Here is a 16,319-nt window from a genome sequence, read left to right as displayed (position 1 = left end):
TTCTCCCGATGATGAATTGGCTGCAAAGCAGCAGCGACATGGCTGAGCGCGTTCGCCAGCATGATTGGGCAAATACGCCCCTGGGGCCGCTGGAGCAGTGGCCGGATGTGCTCAAGACCACCGTGGCGCTGTGCTTTGCGTCGAGCTTCCCCCAATCCATCATTTGGGGACCGCAGCTGACCATGTTGTACAACGACGCCTTCATTCCGATCCTGGGGGATAAGCCCTACGCACTCGGCCGCCCGTTCAGCGAGGTGTGGCATGAGGTCTGGGCAGACATCGGTCCTATCGCCAAGGCGGCATTCGAAGGGCATGCAACCTTTATCGAGAACTTTCCCCTGCTGATCGAACGCGGCAGCGGTCCGGAGCAGGCTTACTTCACTTTTTGCTACAGCCCGATCCGCGACCCCCAGGGCAAGGTCGTCGGTATGCTCGACACGGTCACCGAAACCACGACAACCGTATTCCTCGCCCGTCGCCTGGCCGTGCTGGACGCCGTCGGCAGCGCAGTGGCCACCGCCACTGACGCCGAGAGCATCATGTCCACCACCACGCGCCTGCTGGCCGAGCACCTGCAGGTATCCAATTGCGCCTATGCAGACATGGATGCCCACGAAGACGGTTTCAATATTCGCGGTAATTGGGCGGCGCCGGGCTCGCCAAGCATCGTCGGGCGCTACAGCCTCGCCTCATTCGGCGCGCGGGCGGTTCGCCAGTTGCGTGCGGGTGAGCCACTGGTGGTGGTGGATAACCGTGTTGAATTTGCGCCGGAGGAAGCCGCCAGCTATCAGGCCCTCGGCGTCCTGGCGACAGTGTGCTTCCCACTGATCAAGGAAGGCCGCCTGACCGCCTTGATGGCCGTGCATGACAAGTCGGCGCGAGTCTGGTCACCCTACGACCTGGCCCTGGTACGCGAAGTCACCGAACGCTCCTGGGCGCATATCGAGCGGGTACGCGCCGACGCCGCGGTGCGCGACGGCCTGGCAGCCTTTACTGAGCTCAATGCCACCCTGGAACAGCGGGTGCGGGAGCGCACCACCGCCCTGACCGAGGCCGAAGCCGCGCTGCGCCAATCGCAGAAACTGGAAGCCATCGGGCAATTGACCGGCGGCGTGGCCCACGACTTCAACAACCTGTTGACCATCATTCGTTCGTCGGTGGATTTCCTGCGTCAACCCGGGCTCTCCGAAGAGCGGCGCCAACGCTATATGGGCGCGGTCTCCGACACCGTGGAGCGGGCCAGCAAGCTCACCAGCCAACTGCTCGCCTTCGCCCGCCGCCAACCACTGAACCCTGAAGTTTTCGATGCAGGCCAACGGGTCAAGAATATCGGTGAGATGCTCGAAAGCGTCACCGGTGCGCGCATCCAAGTGCAAGTGCAACTGCCCGAGCGGCTATGCCATGTGCGCGTCGACGCCAGCCAGTTCGAAACCGCCTTGATCAACATCGCCCTGAACGCCCGGGATGCGATGGACGGCAAAGGCACGCTCACCTTGCGGGTGGCCCCGGTGGACGCGATGCCACGCGTGCGTGGTGACCAGGAAGTGCACCAACCGTTTGTGACCATTTCCCTGGCCGACACCGGTAGCGGTATCAGTGCCGACACCTTCGAGCGCATTTTCGAGCCGTTCTTTACTACTAAGCCTGTCGGCAAAGGCACCGGGCTGGGGTTGTCCCAGGTATTCGGGTTTGCCAAGCAATCCGGCGGTAACGTTGACGTAGCAACCCACGCAGGACAAGGCACGGTATTTACCCTGTACCTGCCCGAGGTGGCGCCACCGCTGGCAGAGTGCTCGCACACAGCCGAAAGCCATCCGCCGATCGCGGACACAGCACAACGCCATATTCTCGTCGTGGAAGACAACCTGGAAGTGGGCCGCTTCGCCAACCAGATCCTCCAGGACCTGGGTTACCAGACCACGTGGGCCACCAACGCCGAACAGGCACTCACGCTGGCCGGTGCGGATGCCCTGGCGTTCGATGGGATTTTCTCGGATGTGGTGATGCCCGGCATGACCGGCGTGGCCATGGCCAAGGTGCTGCGCCAACGGCGCCCGGACTTGCCAGTGGTACTGACCTCCGGTTACAGCGAAGAGCTGGCCGACAGTGGCTACGACGGGTTCGAGTTCCTGGCCAAGCCCTACTCAGCCGACCAGGTCGCACGGGCGCTGACCAAGGCGATGCACTGAACCCTACTCCGCCACCGCGACCTGGTTACGGCCCTGGGCCTTGGCGCGGTACAACGCCTTGTCAGCGGTATTCATCAGGCCGTGCAGGTCTTGATCCAGGGTGTGGGTGGAAGCCACCCCAAGGCTTGCGGACAACCCTTGCACGGGCTCGGAGGCCAGGCCCGAGATCGCCTTGATCAGTTCCTCGGCGATCGCCCGCGCGGTATCCAACGACGTATTGGGCAGCAACACCGCAAACTCCTCGCCGCCCAGTCGGCCATACACATCGGCTTGGCGAAACGAAGCGCTGATGACCCCACCTATCTGGCGCAACACCTGGTCGCCGGCCTGATGGCCGTAGGTGTCGTTGATTTCCTTGAAGTGATCCATATCCATCATCAACGCACACAGCGGTTGGCGGTTGTGACGACAATGTTCGTACAGCACCTGGGCATGTTCGAAGAACGCGCGGCGGTTCATCAGGCCAGTGAGCTCATCGGTCTGGGCGGCGCGGGTGGAAATATTGTGGGCCCGTTCCATTTGCCGCGTCAGGCGAAAGGCTTTTTCCAGGGCATCCGACAGCTTGCGCGTGGCACTGACCACAAAGGTGGAAAACACCAGCACCGCGATGGCGACGCCGACTTGCATGGTGGACGGCTGGAACAGCAACCACAGCGTGCACGGCAGCAGTACCAGGGCCATGGAGGCCAGGGTCATGTAGCGGTAAGCCGAATAACACGAGACCGCGCTGACCGACATGCCCACAGTGAACAGCATCACCAGAGCCTGGGAGAGCCGGTCATCGGTGGGCATCACCGCCAAGGCACCAGCCCCCCAGACCCCGGCCGACAGCGCCAGCGTGAGCCAGTAGCGTCGCTCCCAACGGTCCGGCGTACGCTCGGCGTTGGGGCAGCGGAACCACGCCATGAACATCTTGACGCGCAGCAGCGACGACACGGCCAGTGCCACCAGCCAGACCAGGATGACCTGGTGGTCAAACCGATCCCAACAGAGCCAACAGAGCATCACGGCGGCCAGGTAACTGCCAAAAATCGCAGCGAATGATTGCCTGAACAGTTGATGCAAACGGTCAGTCCGCACCTGCTCCTCTATAAAGCAATCCTGGTCCTGCCCACGCCCAAGGCCATTCATGACATCCGCCTGATTCGACTACCACGACAAAGGTGCCATTGTGGCACCCTGCCACCAATGCGGACAACAGAATCCAGCACGCTAGAGCCTTTAAAGCGGTTCCGGCCGCAAAATCAGCACACCCAGTGGCGGCAGATTCAACGACAGTGACACCGCTTGTCCATGATTGGGCTCATCATGGGTGAATACCTCACCTCCGTTACCGTAATTGGAGCCTGCGTACATATCGGCGTCACTGTTGATCACTTCACTCCAGCGCCCGCCAAAGGGTACGCCGACTTTGTAAGCCTCACGCGGCACTGGCGTGAAGTTGGCCACCACCAGCACCGGCTTGCCGTCCTTGCTCCAGCGCAGCCACGCATAGACGCTGTTGATCGCGTCATCCCCGATCAGCCACTGGAAGCCCTGGGGCGCGTCGTCCTGCTCGTGCAAGGCCGGTTCTTCGCGGTACAGCCGGTTCAAGTCGCCCACCAGCTTTTGCACCCCTTTGTGTTCGGCGTACTGCAACAGGTACCAGTCCAGTTGCTGGTCGTGGTTCCACTCGCGCCATTGGCCGAATTCGCAGCCCATGAACAACAGTTTCTTGCCCGGGTGCATCCACATGAACGCCAGGTACGCGCGCAGGTTGGCAAACTTCTGCCAGCGGTCGCCGGGCATCTTGTCGATCAACGAATGCTTGCCGTGCACCACTTCGTCATGGGAGATCGGCAGGATAAAGCGCTCGGACCAGGCATAGACCAGGCCGAAACTCAGCTCGTTATGGTGATGGGCGCGGTACACCGGGTCCTGCTGGATGTAGTGCAGGGAATCGTGCATCCAGCCCATGTTCCATTTGTAGTTGAAACCCAGGCCGCCCTGTTGGGTGGGCTGGCTCACGCCGGGCCAGGCGGTCGATTCCTCGGCGATCACTAGCGCGCCAGGGGCTTCCAGGGCCACCACGTCGTTCAAATGGCGGAGGAAGTCGATAGCCTCCAGATTCTCGCGGCCACCATGGCGGTTGGGCACCCATTCGCCGGCCTTGCGCGAATAATCGCGGTAGAGCATCGATGCCACCGCATCCACGCGCAGCCCGTCGATGTGGAAGTGCTTGAGCCAATGCAGCGCCGAGGCGAGCATGAAGCCATGCACCTCGGTGCGGCCCAGGTTGTAGATCAGCGTGTCCCAATCTTGGTGGAAGCCTTCGAGTGGGTTGGCGTATTCGTACAGCGCGGTGCCGTCGAACTGTGCCAAGCCGTGGGTATCGGTAGGAAAATGCGCCGGCACCCAATCGAGGATCACGCCGATGTCGGCCTGGTGCAGGGCGTTGACGAAATACGCAAAATCTTCTGGCGAGCCGAATCGTGCTGTCGGCGCGAATTGTGACAACGCCTGGTAGCCCCAGGAGCCACCAAACGGGTGCTCCATGATCGGCATCAGCTCGACATGGGTGAAGCCCAGTTGCTGCACATAGGGAATCAGCCGCTCGGCCAGTTCACGCCAGTTGTACTGCCGGGCCACCTCGCCCGCCTCGTCCAACTCGCACTGCCAGGAGCCCACATGCAGCTCATAGATCGACAGCGGCGCCGTGGCCTTCTGTTTTTCGACGCGCGACTGCATCCAGTCGTGGTCTTGCCAGTCTACTTGCAAAGGCTGGGCAACCTTGGACGCAGTGTCCGGCGGCAACTGGGTCGCCAGTGCCATAGGATCGGCCTTGAGGGGCAGGATCCCGTTGGCGCCGAGAATTTCGTATTTGTAGGCCGCCCCTGGCTGCAGGCGCGGGATAAAGATCTCCCACACGCCGGATGGATGGCGCAGGCGCATCGGGTGACGGCGACCGTCCCAGATGTTGAAATCGCCCACCACCGACACTCGCCGCGCATTCGGCGCCCAGACGGCAAAGCGCACGCCCTGCACACCATCGACGCTGGTCACCTGGGCCCCCAGGCAACTGCCGAGGTCGCGGTGATTGCCTTCGGCGAACAGGTACAGGTCCATTTCACCCAGCAACAGTTGCTGGAAGCTGTAAGGGTCTTCGGTCACTTGCTCGCCGCCGGCCCACTGGATTTTCAACAGGTACGGCTGGCGCGTGGCGAAATGCCCGACAAACAAGCCCGGCACGTGGCTCGCGTCGAGACTGCCGAGCGGCTCGCCGCTGTCGCGTGCCAGCACCTGGACGCTCAACGCCTCCGGCAGGAATGCGCGGATGAACTGGCCGTCGTGGTCATCTTCGTGTGGCCCGAGAATCGAGAACGGGTCATGGTGCTCGGCGCGTACCAGCGCTTCGACGTCCTTGGACGCCGGCAATGCAGTCAACTTCGGCTGCAGCGGTTCTTTATTTGTAAAGCTCATGACGACTCCCCACCGCGTGCAGTTTTCGATATAGGTGCAAGCCCGCTCAACAGTCCGTGCAACCCTTGCAGGGGCACCGGCAACCAGGTTGGGCGGTTTTCCGCTTCGTAGGCCACTTCGTACGCGGCCTTCTCCAGGCTGAATAACGTCAGCGCTGCGTCCTGGCCTTTGGCGTCCTGCCAGTCATGCGCCAGTGTAGACGTAGCGGACTGGTAAGCCTGGATAAAGGCCTGGCGTGCTTCTTTCAGGTAACGGTCAGTCACGCGTTTGCGTGCCACGTCCGCCTCGGGCGAATGGTCCACCCCTTGTACATTCAGCGCCATGGCCGCCGCGTAATCGAAGGAGCGCAACACGCCGCTCACATCTTTGTACGGGCTGTGCTTGCCGCGTCGCTCGTGCAGCGGTCGCGCCGGCTCTCCTTCAAAGTCGATCAGATAGGCATCGCCTTTGACCACCAGCACCTGGCCCAGGTGCAAATCACCGTGGACCCGAATACGCAACCCGCCTGCCGTGGCTTTCGCCAGGGCCTGCACATGGCTGGCAATGGCCTTTTTCTGCGCCAGCAAATCACTGACCAGCGCTTGATCCGCAGGGTTCAACTGGGTTTGATGCAGTTTGAGCAAGTGCAACGCACGGTCCAGCTGTGCGCCGACATCCTTGGCCCAGGCCTGGGTGTCCTTGGCGGTGGTGACCTCTGGCTTGAAGTCCTTGTTGGTGGTTTTCGCGCCGAGCACCACGTGCATTTCACCCAGGCGTTGGCCGAGCAGTCCGGCAAAGTCGGCCAGCTCGCCGAGGGCGTTGTAGTGCTGTTCCTGTTCGGACATGGCTTCGGCCAGTTCGTCACGGATCGCACGTTCCAGGTTGTTCTGGGTCCAGCCCCAGGCGTCGCCCTGGTTGCTCAGGTAACCCTGGGCAATCATCAGCAGGTTGTCCTGGCCCTCGGCGTCGTGGCGAATCATCGAGCCCAGCAGCGGCGAGATATTCGGGTAGCCGGCCTCGGTCAGGTAGGCGCTCATCTCCAGTTCCGGGTGCACGCCGGAGGCGACCTTGCGGATCAGCTTGAGCACCAGGCTCTCGCCCACCACTACCGAGCTGTTGGACTGCTCGGCCGACAAGTAGCGCACTTCGGACTCATCCGTCAGTTGCAGCTTGGCCAGGTGCGGCGTCGCTGCAAAGCGCAGCTCGCCGTCGCTGGCGTTGAGCACCGTGCCCGCCTGCAAACCCTGGATCACGGCGCGGATAAAGTGCTCGAGACTGAAGGCGTCGGTCACCAGCCCCACCTGACGCACGCGCCGTACGCGGGCCAGGGCCAGTTGCTGGGGCAAGGCACTGGTGAATTGGTCTTCACCGAGGAAACCGAACGGCAGCTGATAACGGCTGACCTGTCCACCGGCCGTCACTTCCAGTTCGCTGAGCAATACCGGGTGCTGCGGGTCGCCAAAGCGCACACCGTAGGCAATGCGCACGCTGTCGATCGCCGTGTCCTTGCCCGCGAACCAGCGTCGCTTGGGCAACCAGGCCGGCAGTGCCGTCTGTTCCAGGGACGCTCGACACGGTTCTTCCAGCAATTCTTCCATACGCTTTTTCAGTACCAACGTGGTGAAGTCCGGCATGCTCTGGGCCGGTTCCACATGCCAGCTGGGCATCTGGTTTTCCGGCGCGAGCACGAACCAGTAGAAGCCATAGGGCGCCAGGGTCAGCAGGAAATTCAGCTGGCCGATGGGCGGGAAGGCGTTACCGCCAAGCATCTCCACCGGCACCATGCCGGCAAACGCCGACAGGTCCAGCTCGGCCGCCTGGGCGCTGCGGGACACGTTGGCCACGCAGAGGATGATCTCGTTGCGCCCGTCTTCACCGGTGTACTCACGGGTATAGGCCAGGATGCGTCGGTTGCTCGGCGAGAGCATTTTCAGGCTACCGCGACCAAACGCCTTGGATTGCTTGCGCACCGCCAGCATGCGCCGGGTCCAGTTCAGCAAGGAATGCGGGTCTTGGGCCTGGGTCTCCACATTCACCGACTGGTAGCCATATTGCGGGTCCATGATCGGCGGCAGCACCAGGCTGGCCGGGTCGGCGCGGGAGAAACCACCATTGCGGTCGATGGACCATTGCATCGGCGTACGCACGCCATCACGGTCGCCGAGGTAGATGTTATCGCCCATGCCGATTTCATCGCCGTAATACAGGGTCGGTGTACCGGGCATCGACAGCAATAGGCTATTGAGCAGCTCGACACGCCGGCGGTCACGCTCCATCAACGGCGCCAGGCGCCGGCGAATGCCGAGGTTGATGCGCGCGCGACGGTCAGCGGCGTAGTAGTTCCACAGGTAGTCGCGCTCTTTGTCGGTGACCATTTCCAGGGTCAGTTCATCATGGTTGCGCAGGAAGATTGCCCACTGGCAATTGGCGGGAATCTCGGGGGTCTGGCGCAGGATGTCGGTGATCGGAAAGCGATCTTCCTGGGCCAGCGCCATGTACATGCGCGGCATCAGGGGGAAATGGAAGGCCATGTGGCATTCATCGCCGTCGTCGCCCTTTTTGTCACCGAAATACAACTGCGTGTCTTCCGGCCACTGGTTGGCCTCGGCGAGCAGCATGCGGTCGGGGTAATGGGCGTCGATTTCGGCGCGGATCTGCTTGAGCACGTCGTGGGTTTCGGGAAGGTTTTCGTTATTGGTGCCATCGCGTTCGATCAGGTACGGAATAGCGTCCAGGCGCAGGCCATCGATGCCCATGTCCAGCCAATAGCGCATCACCGACAGCACGGCCTTCATCACCTGCGGGTTGTCGAAGTTGAGGTCCGGCTGGTGGGAATAGAAACGGTGCCAGAAATACTGGCCGGCGACCGGGTCCCAGGTCCAGTTGGACTTCTCGGTGTCGAGAAAGATGATGCGCGTGCCGTCGTATTTCTGGTCGTCGTCCGACCACACGTAGAAGTCCCGAGCCGCCGAGCCGGGCTTGGCCTTGCGCGCCCGCTGGAACCATGGGTGCTGATCGGAGGTGTGGTTGATCACCAGTTCGGTGATCACACGCAGCCCGCGCTTATGCGCTTCGGCAATGAAGCGCTTGGCGTCGGCCATGGTGCCGTAGTCGCTGTGCACGCCACGGTATTCGGCGATGTCGTAGCCATCGTCGCGGCGTGGCGAGGGGTAGAAAGGCAGCAGCCAGATGGTGTTGACACCCAGGTCGGCGATGTAGTCGAGCTTGGCGATCAGCCCGGGGAAGTCACCAATGCCATCGTTGTTGGAGTCGAAGTAGGATTTGACGTGGACCTGGTAGATCACCGCGTCCTTGTACCAGAGCGGGTCTTTGATAAAGGTGGCAGCGTTGGGTTTCTTCGCCATTGGAAACTCCTGAAATTTTGAAAAAACCGTCTGGAGAAACACGGTTGATGTGCGGGCTGGCTTGCCTGCAATGGCGCTACATCAGCTAACAATTGGCTGCTGACGTACCGCTTCACAGGCAAGCCTGCTCCCACAGTTGATTTCCACTAGGCTTGAGAAGTCGTGATGCGCCAGATTCCAAAGGGCATCTGTGGGTCCAGTCGCGTCCACTGGCTTTTGCCATACCAGGTCCAGCGATGGCCGTTCATCAAGTCTTCGCCCTGGGTCTGGGCATCGTCCGGCAGGCCCAACTCCCAGAGCGGCAACTCGAAATGGGCTTCCTGGGCGTTGAACGGGTCAAGGTTCACGGCCACCAGGATGAAGTTGCTGCCATCCTCACTGCGCTTGCCGAAATACAGGATGTTGTCGTTCCAGGCGTTGTAGAGCTTCAGCCCCAAGTGCGTCTGCAATGCCGGGTTTTGCCGGCGGATGCGGTTGAGCTGGGCGATCTCGGCGATGATATTGCCGGGAGCCGTGAAGTCCCGCGGGCGGATCTCGTACTTCTCCGAGTCCAGGTATTCCTCTTTGCCGGGCACTGGCGCCGCTTCGCACAGTTCGAAACCTGAGTACATGCCCCACAGGCCCGACCCCATGGTCGCCAGGGCGGCACGGATCAAGAAGCCCGGGCGACCGGACTCGTGCAAGAAGCCCGGGTTGATGTCCGGTGTGTTGACGAAGAAATTCGGCCGGTAGCACTCGCGCCACGGCGATTCGTTCAACTGCGTCAGGTATTCGCTCAACTCGGCCTTGGTATTGCGCCAGGTGAAATAGGTGTAGCTCTGTGAATAGCCGACCTTGCCCAGGCGCGCCATCATCGCCGGCGTGGTAAAGGCTTCGGCCAGGAAGATTACGTCGGGGTGCTTGGAGCGCACGTCGCTGATCAGCCATTGCCAGAACGGCAGCGGCTTGGTGTGGGGGTTGTCGACGCGAAAGGTCTTCACGCCCTCTTCCACCCAGCCCACCACGATATCGCGCAGTTCGGTCCACAGGCCCGGAATGGCATCCGCAGCATAGAAGTCAACGTTGACGATGTCCTGATACTTTTTTGGCGGGTTTTCAGCGTATTTGATCGTGCCGTCCGGGCGCCAGTTGAACCAGCCCGGATGCTCCTTGAGCCATGGGTGGTCCTGGGAACACTGGATGGCGAAATCCAGGGCGATTTCCAGGCCATGCTCGGCGGCGGCCTGGACCAGGCGACGGAAGTCATCGCGGCTGCCGAGTTGCGGGTGAATGGCCTCGTGGCCGCCCTCCTCGCTGCCAATCGCGTACGGGCTGCCCGGATCGTCCGGGCCGGCGGTCAGCGAGTTGTTCTTGCCTTTACGGTGGCTGCGCCCGATCGGGTGGATCGGCGGGAAGTACAGCACATCGAAGCCCATGTCATGGATCATCGACAGCCGTGAGTGCACATCGTTGAAGGTGCCGTGCCGTGCAGGATCGTCGGTGATCGAACGGGGAAACAGCTCGTACCAGCTGGCAAACAACGCCGCTTCACGCTCCACATCGATGGGGTACACGCTGCTGACGCTCAGATAGGCGCGGTGGTCAGCCTGGGTCATCAGGTGTGCACTGTCTTCGTGCAGGAACTGCGCAACCTGCTCGGTTTCCAGCAGGCCGGACAGTTCATGGTGCAACAGCATCAAGCGATCACGCAGCTCGTTGTCACTGCGTTCGGCAGCTTGCAGCACCAGGCTGCGGCCTTCCTGCAGTTCCAGGCTGACCGGTACGCCAGCCTCGTGCTTCTTGCGCAACTCATAACAGAAGCTGGCGAAGGTATCGATCCAGGCTTCGATGCAGTATTCGTGTGGGCCCTGCTGGTTGACGGTAAACGCGCCCTCCCAGCCATTGTTGCCCACATCGGTCATCACCACGCTGTGCCAGCTTTCGTCCTGCAGCGGGCGCCAGCGAATCAGCACGGCAAGTTTGTCATGGCCGTCGGCGAACACCTTACTGGTGACGTTGACCCGCTGGCCCACCACGGCCTTGACGGCGAATTCGCCGCCGTCGATCACGGGGGTAGTGCTTTCGATAGCGATCCTGGGCAGCAACAGCGCCTGGGACAACGGCAACAAGGATTGGTCTGGAACCAGTGTTTCAGCAGTCATCGAGCATCTTCCCCTTACGCCCTGTGGACGCTCTTTGCTTGATCCGAAATTCGATTACGGCCGCGCTCTCCCTGAACAGGGCCGTCATAGGTCCGAGCCTGCGCGCCAGTTAAAAGTTCAGGTGGATGTGCCGCCATTGGGCGGGGAATCAATTCGCCTTGGCGGATGTCCACCGATAGAGCAAAGCACAAAGGAGGCCACAAAGATGAATATCCCGATTCCCGCTGAAACACCGGACCCCAACATCGATAACCCGACATTGCCGCCCACCGAGCCTGAGCCGATTCCGGAAAAGGAACCGCCAGAACACCAGCCGCCGCCCGTGGAGGAGCCGCCGACGACCATGCCACCGGTAATCGTCAGTCCTTCTCGAAACGCTTGACGATCTTCGGCATCACGCTGAACACCGCCAAGGCCAGCAGGGTACTCAGCACCGCTGTCGATTCCCGGCCCAATCCGGCCGAGACCCCAATCGCAGCGGTCATCCACAGGCCGGCTGCGGTGGTCAGGCCTTTGACGTGACCTTCTTCGTCGTCCTTGCCCTTGATAATCGTGCCTGCGCCGAGGAAGCCGATACCGGCAATAACGCCTTGCACCACCCGGCTCATCGCATCCGCTTGATTACCGGACATCTGTGGCACCATTACAAACAGGGCCGCGCCCAAGGCCACCAGCATATGGGTGCGTACCCCGGCAGCCTTGCCCTTGCTCTCGCGTTCAAAACCGAGGATGCCCCCCAGGATCGCGGCGATCAGCAAGCGCACCGTGATTTGGGTGAGTTGCTTGGCATCGCCGATATCGGCGAATTCGGCCCGCAGGGTTTGCCACACTTCAAGCCACCAGGCGTCCATCGGCGCTGTCCTTTGTCATTATCGGTAAGAGGTGGACAGCGGCGACCGCCAGTCAGTTGCCTTGAACCCATAGAGATCGCTGCCCCCTAACCTTCATAGCCCATGGAAAAGGAGAACGGCATGCCCATACGTATCGAAAACCAGCTGTGCTACTTCATGCTCGATGACAATGGCCAGGAGCAGAGCGTGCCAGCGACCCGGGTCAATATCGTGACTGACACCGACAAATCCATGTCCTACGTGGAGTTGGCCGCCGAACGCATCTATATCACTGAAGCCGAGGCCGACGCCCTGACAGTCGCCGGGGCCCACGATGGGCGCCAGCATGTAAAGGCCGACGAACCTGGTTCGCTGATTTAATTGATCTGTATCAGCACATCCCGGATAACGCTGCACCCCACTGGCCACGGGGTGCAGCACAATGTCGCAGCCCCTCGCCAGCCCCTCATCTGATCCGCTTTTTATCGCCTTAGCTGAGTCTGTTATGCAAACAGTACGACGCGCATAGTTCATCCGCCTGATGGAGGCTGATGAGCGAACGACCATGAGCGAAAGAATCCAAACCGTGGACACCTTTGAGCCTATACACCCAAAGAAGGTGAAGGCCAATTCCAGCGACAACCTGATCCATACCCGCAGCTTCACCGGCTTGTTCCGCACCTTGCGCGTGGGCGGAGCCGGCTTCCTGTTCCTGGCGTTTTTCGGCACCGTGTGGCTGAACTGGGGTGGTCGCCAAGCCGTGCTCTGGGACCTGGCTGAAAGCAAATTCCACATTTTTGGCGCGACGTTCTGGCCGCAGGATTTCATCCTGCTGTCGGCGCTGTTGATCATCTGCGCCTTCGGCCTGTTTGCCATCACCGTGTTTGCTGGCCGGGTATGGTGCGGCTACACCTGCCCACAAAGCTCATTCACCTGGCTGTTCATGTGGTGCGAGAAAGTCACCGAAGGCGAACGCAACCAGCGCATCAAGTTGCACGCCGCACCCTGGAGCCTGAACAAACTGGCGCGACGCTCGGCCAAGCACACGTTGTGGCTGGGTATCAGCTTGCTGACCGGGCTGACCTTTGTTGGCTACTTCACGCCGATCCGCCCCCTTGCCGTCGAACTGCTGACTTGGCAAATGGGCGGTGTCAGCCTGTTCTGGGTGCTTTTCTTCACCGGAGCCACCTACATCAATGCCGGCTGGCTGCGCGAAGCGGTGTGCATGCACATGTGCCCGTATGCGCGGTTCCAGAGCGTGATGTTCGACAAAGACACCCTGACCATTTCCTACGACGTGGCGCGCGGCGAACACCGTGGCCCGCGCAAACGTGACGTCAACCCCGCCGATGTCGGCCTGGGCGACTGCATCGACTGCCAACTGTGCGTGCAAGTGTGCCCCACCGGCATCGACATTCGCGACGGCCTGCAAATGGAATGCATCGGCTGTGCGGCCTGCATCGACGCCTGCGATTCGATCATGGACAAGATGGGCTACGAGCGTGGTTTGGTGAGCTACACCAGCGAACACCAACTGCAAGGTGGCAAGACCCACCTGCTACGGCCACGCCTGATCGGCTACAGTGCCGTGCTACTGGTGATGATCGCAGCCCTGGTGGTGGCGCTGGTAGAACGGCCGATGGTGTCGCTGGACGTGACCAAGGACCGTGGCATGTTCCGCGAGAACGCCCAGGGCCTGATCGAAAACATCTACAGCCTCAAGGTGATCAACAAGACCCAGCAGCGCCAGGACTACCGCCTGGACCTGGTGGACGCCGAGGGTTTCCAGTTGCAAGGCAAGAAAGAGATCAGCCTGGCCGCGGGGGAAATCAGCGACGTGCCGGTATCGGTGGCGCTGCTGGCGGATAAACCGGCGAGCAGTTCGCAGACGCTGCGTTTCAAGGTGACGGATGTGGATGAACCTTGGATCTACAGTGCAGCCGACAGCCGCTTCGTGGCGCCGCTGAATCGCTGAGATCTATCCAGACCTTTAGAGATTCACATGTGGGAGCGGACTTACTCGCAAATACGGTGGGTCAGTTTATAAATGAGGCGACTGATGCACCGTATTCGCGGGCAAGCCCGCTCCCACCGTTTACTCCCTGCACACACTGAAACATTTGTTCAAGGCCGCCATGAAACGCTACGAAAAATTTGCCGACGACATCGCAGAACTGATTCGCACGGGTGTGCTTGGTCCCGGCCAGCGGGTGCCGTCGGTACGCTATGCCAGCCAAACGTACGGCGTCAGCCCCTCCACCGTGTTCCAGGCCTACTACCTGCTGGAACGCCGGGGATTGATCCGCGCGCGGCCGCGCTCCGGCTACTTCGTCAATGCCCATGCGCCCAGTCCATTTCCCGAGCCGGTGGTGAGTGAGCAGGTGCACGAGTCCACCGAGGTGGATGTGAGCGAGCTGGTGTTCTCGGTACTCGACTCGATCAAGGACCCCAACACCGTGCCCTTCGGCTCGGCGTTCCCCAGCCCCATGCTGTTCCCGCTGCCGCGCCTGGCCCGCTCCCTGGCCAGCGCCAGCCGCGAAATGGACCCGCGCCTGGTGGTCACCGACATGTCGCCGGGCAACCCGCAACTGCGCCGGCAAATTGCCCTGCGTTATATGGTCGGCGGGCTGATGTTGCCCATGGAGGAACTGCTGATCACCAACGGCGCCCTGGAGGCACTGAACCTGTGCCTGCAAGCGGTCACCGAACCGGGTGACCTGGTGGCCATCGAAGCCCCTGCGTTCTATGCGTGCCTGCAAGTACTGGAACGCTTGAAGCTCAAGGCGGTGGAAATTCCCGTGCACCCGCGCGATGGCATCGACCTCAACGCCCTGGCGCAAGCCCTGGAGCGCTACCCGATCAAGGCCTGCTGGACCATGACCAGCTTCCAGAACCCCATGGGTGCGACCCTGCCGGAACCGAAGAAACAGGCGTTGGTGGAACTGCTGCGTGGCCATCAGGTGCCGCTGATCGAAGACGATGTGTACGCCGAGCTGTACTACGGGCAACAGGCCCCCAAACCGGCCAAGGCCTTCGACACCGAAGGCCTGGTGATGCATTGCGGTTCCTTCGCCAAGAGCCTCGCCCCCGGCTATCGCGTGGGCTGGGTTGCGGCCGGGCGCTTTGCGCAGAAGGTCGAGCGCTTGAAACTGATGACCTCGCTATGCCCGTCGATGCCGGCCCAGGCAGCCATTGCCGATTACCTGCAGCACGGCGGCTACGACCGGCACCTGCGCAAGCTGCGCTATGCCCTGGAGGAACAGCAAAGCGCCATGCTGGCCGCCATCGCCCGCTATTTCCCGGCGCAGACGCGCGTCAGCCAACCGGCTGGCGGGTACTTTCTGTGGCTGGAACTGCCGGAACCAACGGATTCGTTGAAACTGTTCCAAATGGCGCTGGCGCAGGGCATCAGCATTGCGCCGGGGCCGATCTTCTCGGCGACCCAGCGCTTTCGCAACTGCATTCGCCTGAACTACGGCAGCCCATGGACCGAAGCGTCGGAAAAAGCCATGGAGACGTTGGGGCGGATAGTGCGGTCGTTCTGAACAAGGGTCGCCTGCGCTGGCGTCAGTCGGTCAACGACCGCCTCCCAGGTCCAGGAACGTGCCGGTGGCATACGAGGCCTTATCCGACAGCAACCAGATAATCGCTTCCGCCACTTCATCCGGGCGCCCGCCCCTGGCCATGGGGATACCGGATTCGAGCTTGCTGACGCGGTCCGGGTCGCCGCTCAGGGCATGGAAATCGGTGTAGATATAGCCAGGGCGAACCGCGTTGACGCGAATGCCTTCGCCTGCCACTTCCTTCGATAAACCCAGGGTGAACGTGTCGAGCGCGCCTTTGGAGGCGGCATAGTCAACATACTCACCGGGCGACCCCAACCGCGCCGCCACCGACGACACGTTGACGATGCTGCCGCCCTGCCCGCCATGCCGGGGCGACATGCGCAGCACAGCGTGCTTGGCGCACAGGATGGGCCCGAGCACGTTGGTCTTCATGACTTTCAGGATGCGAAACTCAGACATCTCATCGACGCGGGATTTATGCCCCACCGTGCCGGCATTATTGACCAGTGCGGTGACACGGCCGAGTTCGGCGTCCGCCCGGACGAACAGGGCGATCACCTCATCTTCGATGCTCACATCCGCACGCACGGCAATGGCCTGGGCACCCAGCGCACGCACCTGTTCGAGCACGCGGTGGGCCGCCTCCTCGTCGGACTGGTAGTTGATGCAGATGCGATAGCCCTCGCGAGCGGCCAGCAATGCCGTCTCGGCGCCAATTCCGCGACTGCCCCCGGTAATGATGAGGACTTTGTCCATGCGTGCGGTCTCCTGATTCAGCCTGATGTTAAGG

General features: G+C 61.6%; 11 protein-coding genes. 5 read left to right on the top strand and 6 right to left on the bottom strand.

Features of this window, described 5'->3' with window-relative positions; genetic code table 11:
* The first annotated feature begins 8 nt into the window (after nt 1-8).
* Nucleotides 9-2,189: a GAF domain-containing protein gene (locus tag CQ002_RS19775; RefSeq protein ID WP_105162100.1), complete on the top strand. Its 2,181-nt coding sequence runs from the start codon at nt 9-11 to the stop codon at nt 2,187-2,189.
* A 3-nt stretch (nt 2,190-2,192) separates the two neighbouring features.
* Here CQ002_RS19775 and CQ002_RS19770 read toward each other — a convergent pair whose 3' ends face one another.
* The 4 genes from CQ002_RS19770 to CQ002_RS19755 form a co-directional block, all read right to left on the bottom strand.
* Complete coding sequence (locus CQ002_RS19770) at nt 2,193-3,320, bottom strand: diguanylate cyclase (protein WP_105162099.1); 1,128 nt, start codon at nt 3,318-3,320, stop codon at nt 2,193-2,195.
* Between the two features lie 90 nt (nt 3,321-3,410).
* On the bottom strand, nt 3,411-5,648 hold the full coding sequence (glgB, locus tag CQ002_RS19765) for a 1,4-alpha-glucan branching protein GlgB (RefSeq protein ID WP_105162098.1): 2,238 nt from the start codon (nt 5,646-5,648) through the stop codon (nt 3,411-3,413).
* Complete coding sequence (treS, locus tag CQ002_RS19760) at nt 5,645-8,992, bottom strand: maltose alpha-D-glucosyltransferase (protein WP_034104751.1); 3,348 nt, start codon at nt 8,990-8,992, stop codon at nt 5,645-5,647. Before treS ends, glgB begins: the two co-directional genes overlap by 4 nt.
* A 146-nt stretch (nt 8,993-9,138) precedes the next feature.
* Nucleotides 9,139-11,133, bottom strand: coding sequence for an alpha-1,4-glucan--maltose-1-phosphate maltosyltransferase (locus CQ002_RS19755; protein ID WP_034104749.1), 1,995 nt, complete (start codon nt 11,131-11,133; stop codon nt 9,139-9,141).
* A gap of 205 nt (nt 11,134-11,338) precedes the next feature.
* Here CQ002_RS19755 and CQ002_RS28345 point away from each other — a divergent pair, with 205 nt between their 5' ends.
* The gene (locus CQ002_RS28345; RefSeq protein WP_164403582.1) at nt 11,339-11,515 is read left to right on the top strand and encodes a hypothetical protein; all 177 of its coding nucleotides are present in this window, start codon (nt 11,339-11,341) and stop codon (nt 11,513-11,515) included.
* On the opposite strand, the gene CQ002_RS19750 is transcribed toward CQ002_RS28345, so the two are convergent.
* Entirely contained in the window at nt 11,493-11,984 is a 492-nt protein-coding gene (locus CQ002_RS19750; protein ID WP_034104747.1) for an MgtC/SapB family protein, read from the bottom strand. The genes CQ002_RS28345 and CQ002_RS19750 overlap by 23 nt on opposite strands.
* Before the next feature lie 120 nt (nt 11,985-12,104).
* Here CQ002_RS19750 and CQ002_RS19745 point away from each other — a divergent pair, with 120 nt between their 5' ends.
* From CQ002_RS19745 to mapR, 3 genes are all read left to right on the top strand, one after another.
* The gene (locus CQ002_RS19745; protein WP_034104745.1) at nt 12,105-12,344 is read left to right on the top strand and encodes a DUF3203 family protein; all 240 of its coding nucleotides are present in this window, start codon (nt 12,105-12,107) and stop codon (nt 12,342-12,344) included.
* Nucleotides 12,345-12,528: 184 nt separating this feature from the next.
* Nucleotides 12,529-13,938 (top strand): cytochrome c oxidase accessory protein CcoG, encoded by a 1,410-nt coding sequence (gene ccoG / locus CQ002_RS19740; RefSeq protein WP_105162097.1) that lies wholly within the window; start codon nt 12,529-12,531, stop codon nt 13,936-13,938.
* A 160-nt stretch (nt 13,939-14,098) separates the two neighbouring features.
* Nucleotides 14,099-15,508: a GntR family transcriptional regulator MpaR gene (gene mapR, locus CQ002_RS19735; RefSeq protein WP_098467668.1), complete on the top strand. Its 1,410-nt coding sequence runs from the start codon at nt 14,099-14,101 to the stop codon at nt 15,506-15,508.
* A gap of 30 nt (nt 15,509-15,538) precedes the next feature.
* On the opposite strand, the gene CQ002_RS19730 is transcribed toward mapR, so the two are convergent.
* The gene (locus tag CQ002_RS19730) at nt 15,539-16,285 is read right to left on the bottom strand and encodes an SDR family oxidoreductase (RefSeq protein WP_105162096.1); all 747 of its coding nucleotides are present in this window, start codon (nt 16,283-16,285) and stop codon (nt 15,539-15,541) included.
* Between the last annotated feature and the right edge of the window lie 34 nt (nt 16,286-16,319).

Source organism: Pseudomonas sp. MYb13, assembly GCF_002980075.1.
Lineage (GTDB): Bacteria > Pseudomonadota > Gammaproteobacteria > Pseudomonadales > Pseudomonadaceae > Aquipseudomonas > Aquipseudomonas lurida.
Note: the sequence above shows the minus strand (reverse complement) of the source record. Positions and strands in the feature narration are given on the sequence as shown.

Bases quoted from the DNA above. Each gene is read 5' to 3' on its own strand.
- CQ002_RS19775 (WP_105162100.1), top strand. From the start codon at position 9: ATGATGAATTGGCTGCAAAGCAGCAGCGACATGGCTGAGCGCGTTCGC.
- CQ002_RS19770 (WP_105162099.1), bottom strand. From the start codon at position 3,320: ATGAATGGCCTTGGGCGTGGGCAGGACCAGGATTGCTTTATAGAGGAG.
- glgB (WP_105162098.1), bottom strand. From the start codon at position 5,648: ATGAGCTTTACAAATAAAGAACCGCTGCAGCCGAAGTTGACTGCATTG.
- treS (WP_034104751.1), bottom strand. From the start codon at position 8,992: ATGGCGAAGAAACCCAACGCTGCCACCTTTATCAAAGACCCGCTCTGG.
- CQ002_RS19755 (WP_034104749.1), bottom strand. From the start codon at position 11,133: ATGACTGCTGAAACACTGGTTCCAGACCAATCCTTGTTGCCGTTGTCC.
- CQ002_RS28345 (WP_164403582.1), top strand. From the start codon at position 11,339: ATGAATATCCCGATTCCCGCTGAAACACCGGACCCCAACATCGATAAC.
- CQ002_RS19750 (WP_034104747.1), bottom strand. From the start codon at position 11,984: ATGGACGCCTGGTGGCTTGAAGTGTGGCAAACCCTGCGGGCCGAATTC.
- CQ002_RS19745 (WP_034104745.1), top strand. From the start codon at position 12,105: ATGCCCATACGTATCGAAAACCAGCTGTGCTACTTCATGCTCGATGAC.
- ccoG (WP_105162097.1), top strand. From the start codon at position 12,529: ATGAGCGAAAGAATCCAAACCGTGGACACCTTTGAGCCTATACACCCA.
- mapR (WP_098467668.1), top strand. From the start codon at position 14,099: ATGAAACGCTACGAAAAATTTGCCGACGACATCGCAGAACTGATTCGC.
- CQ002_RS19730 (WP_105162096.1), bottom strand. From the start codon at position 16,285: ATGGACAAAGTCCTCATCATTACCGGGGGCAGTCGCGGAATTGGCGCC.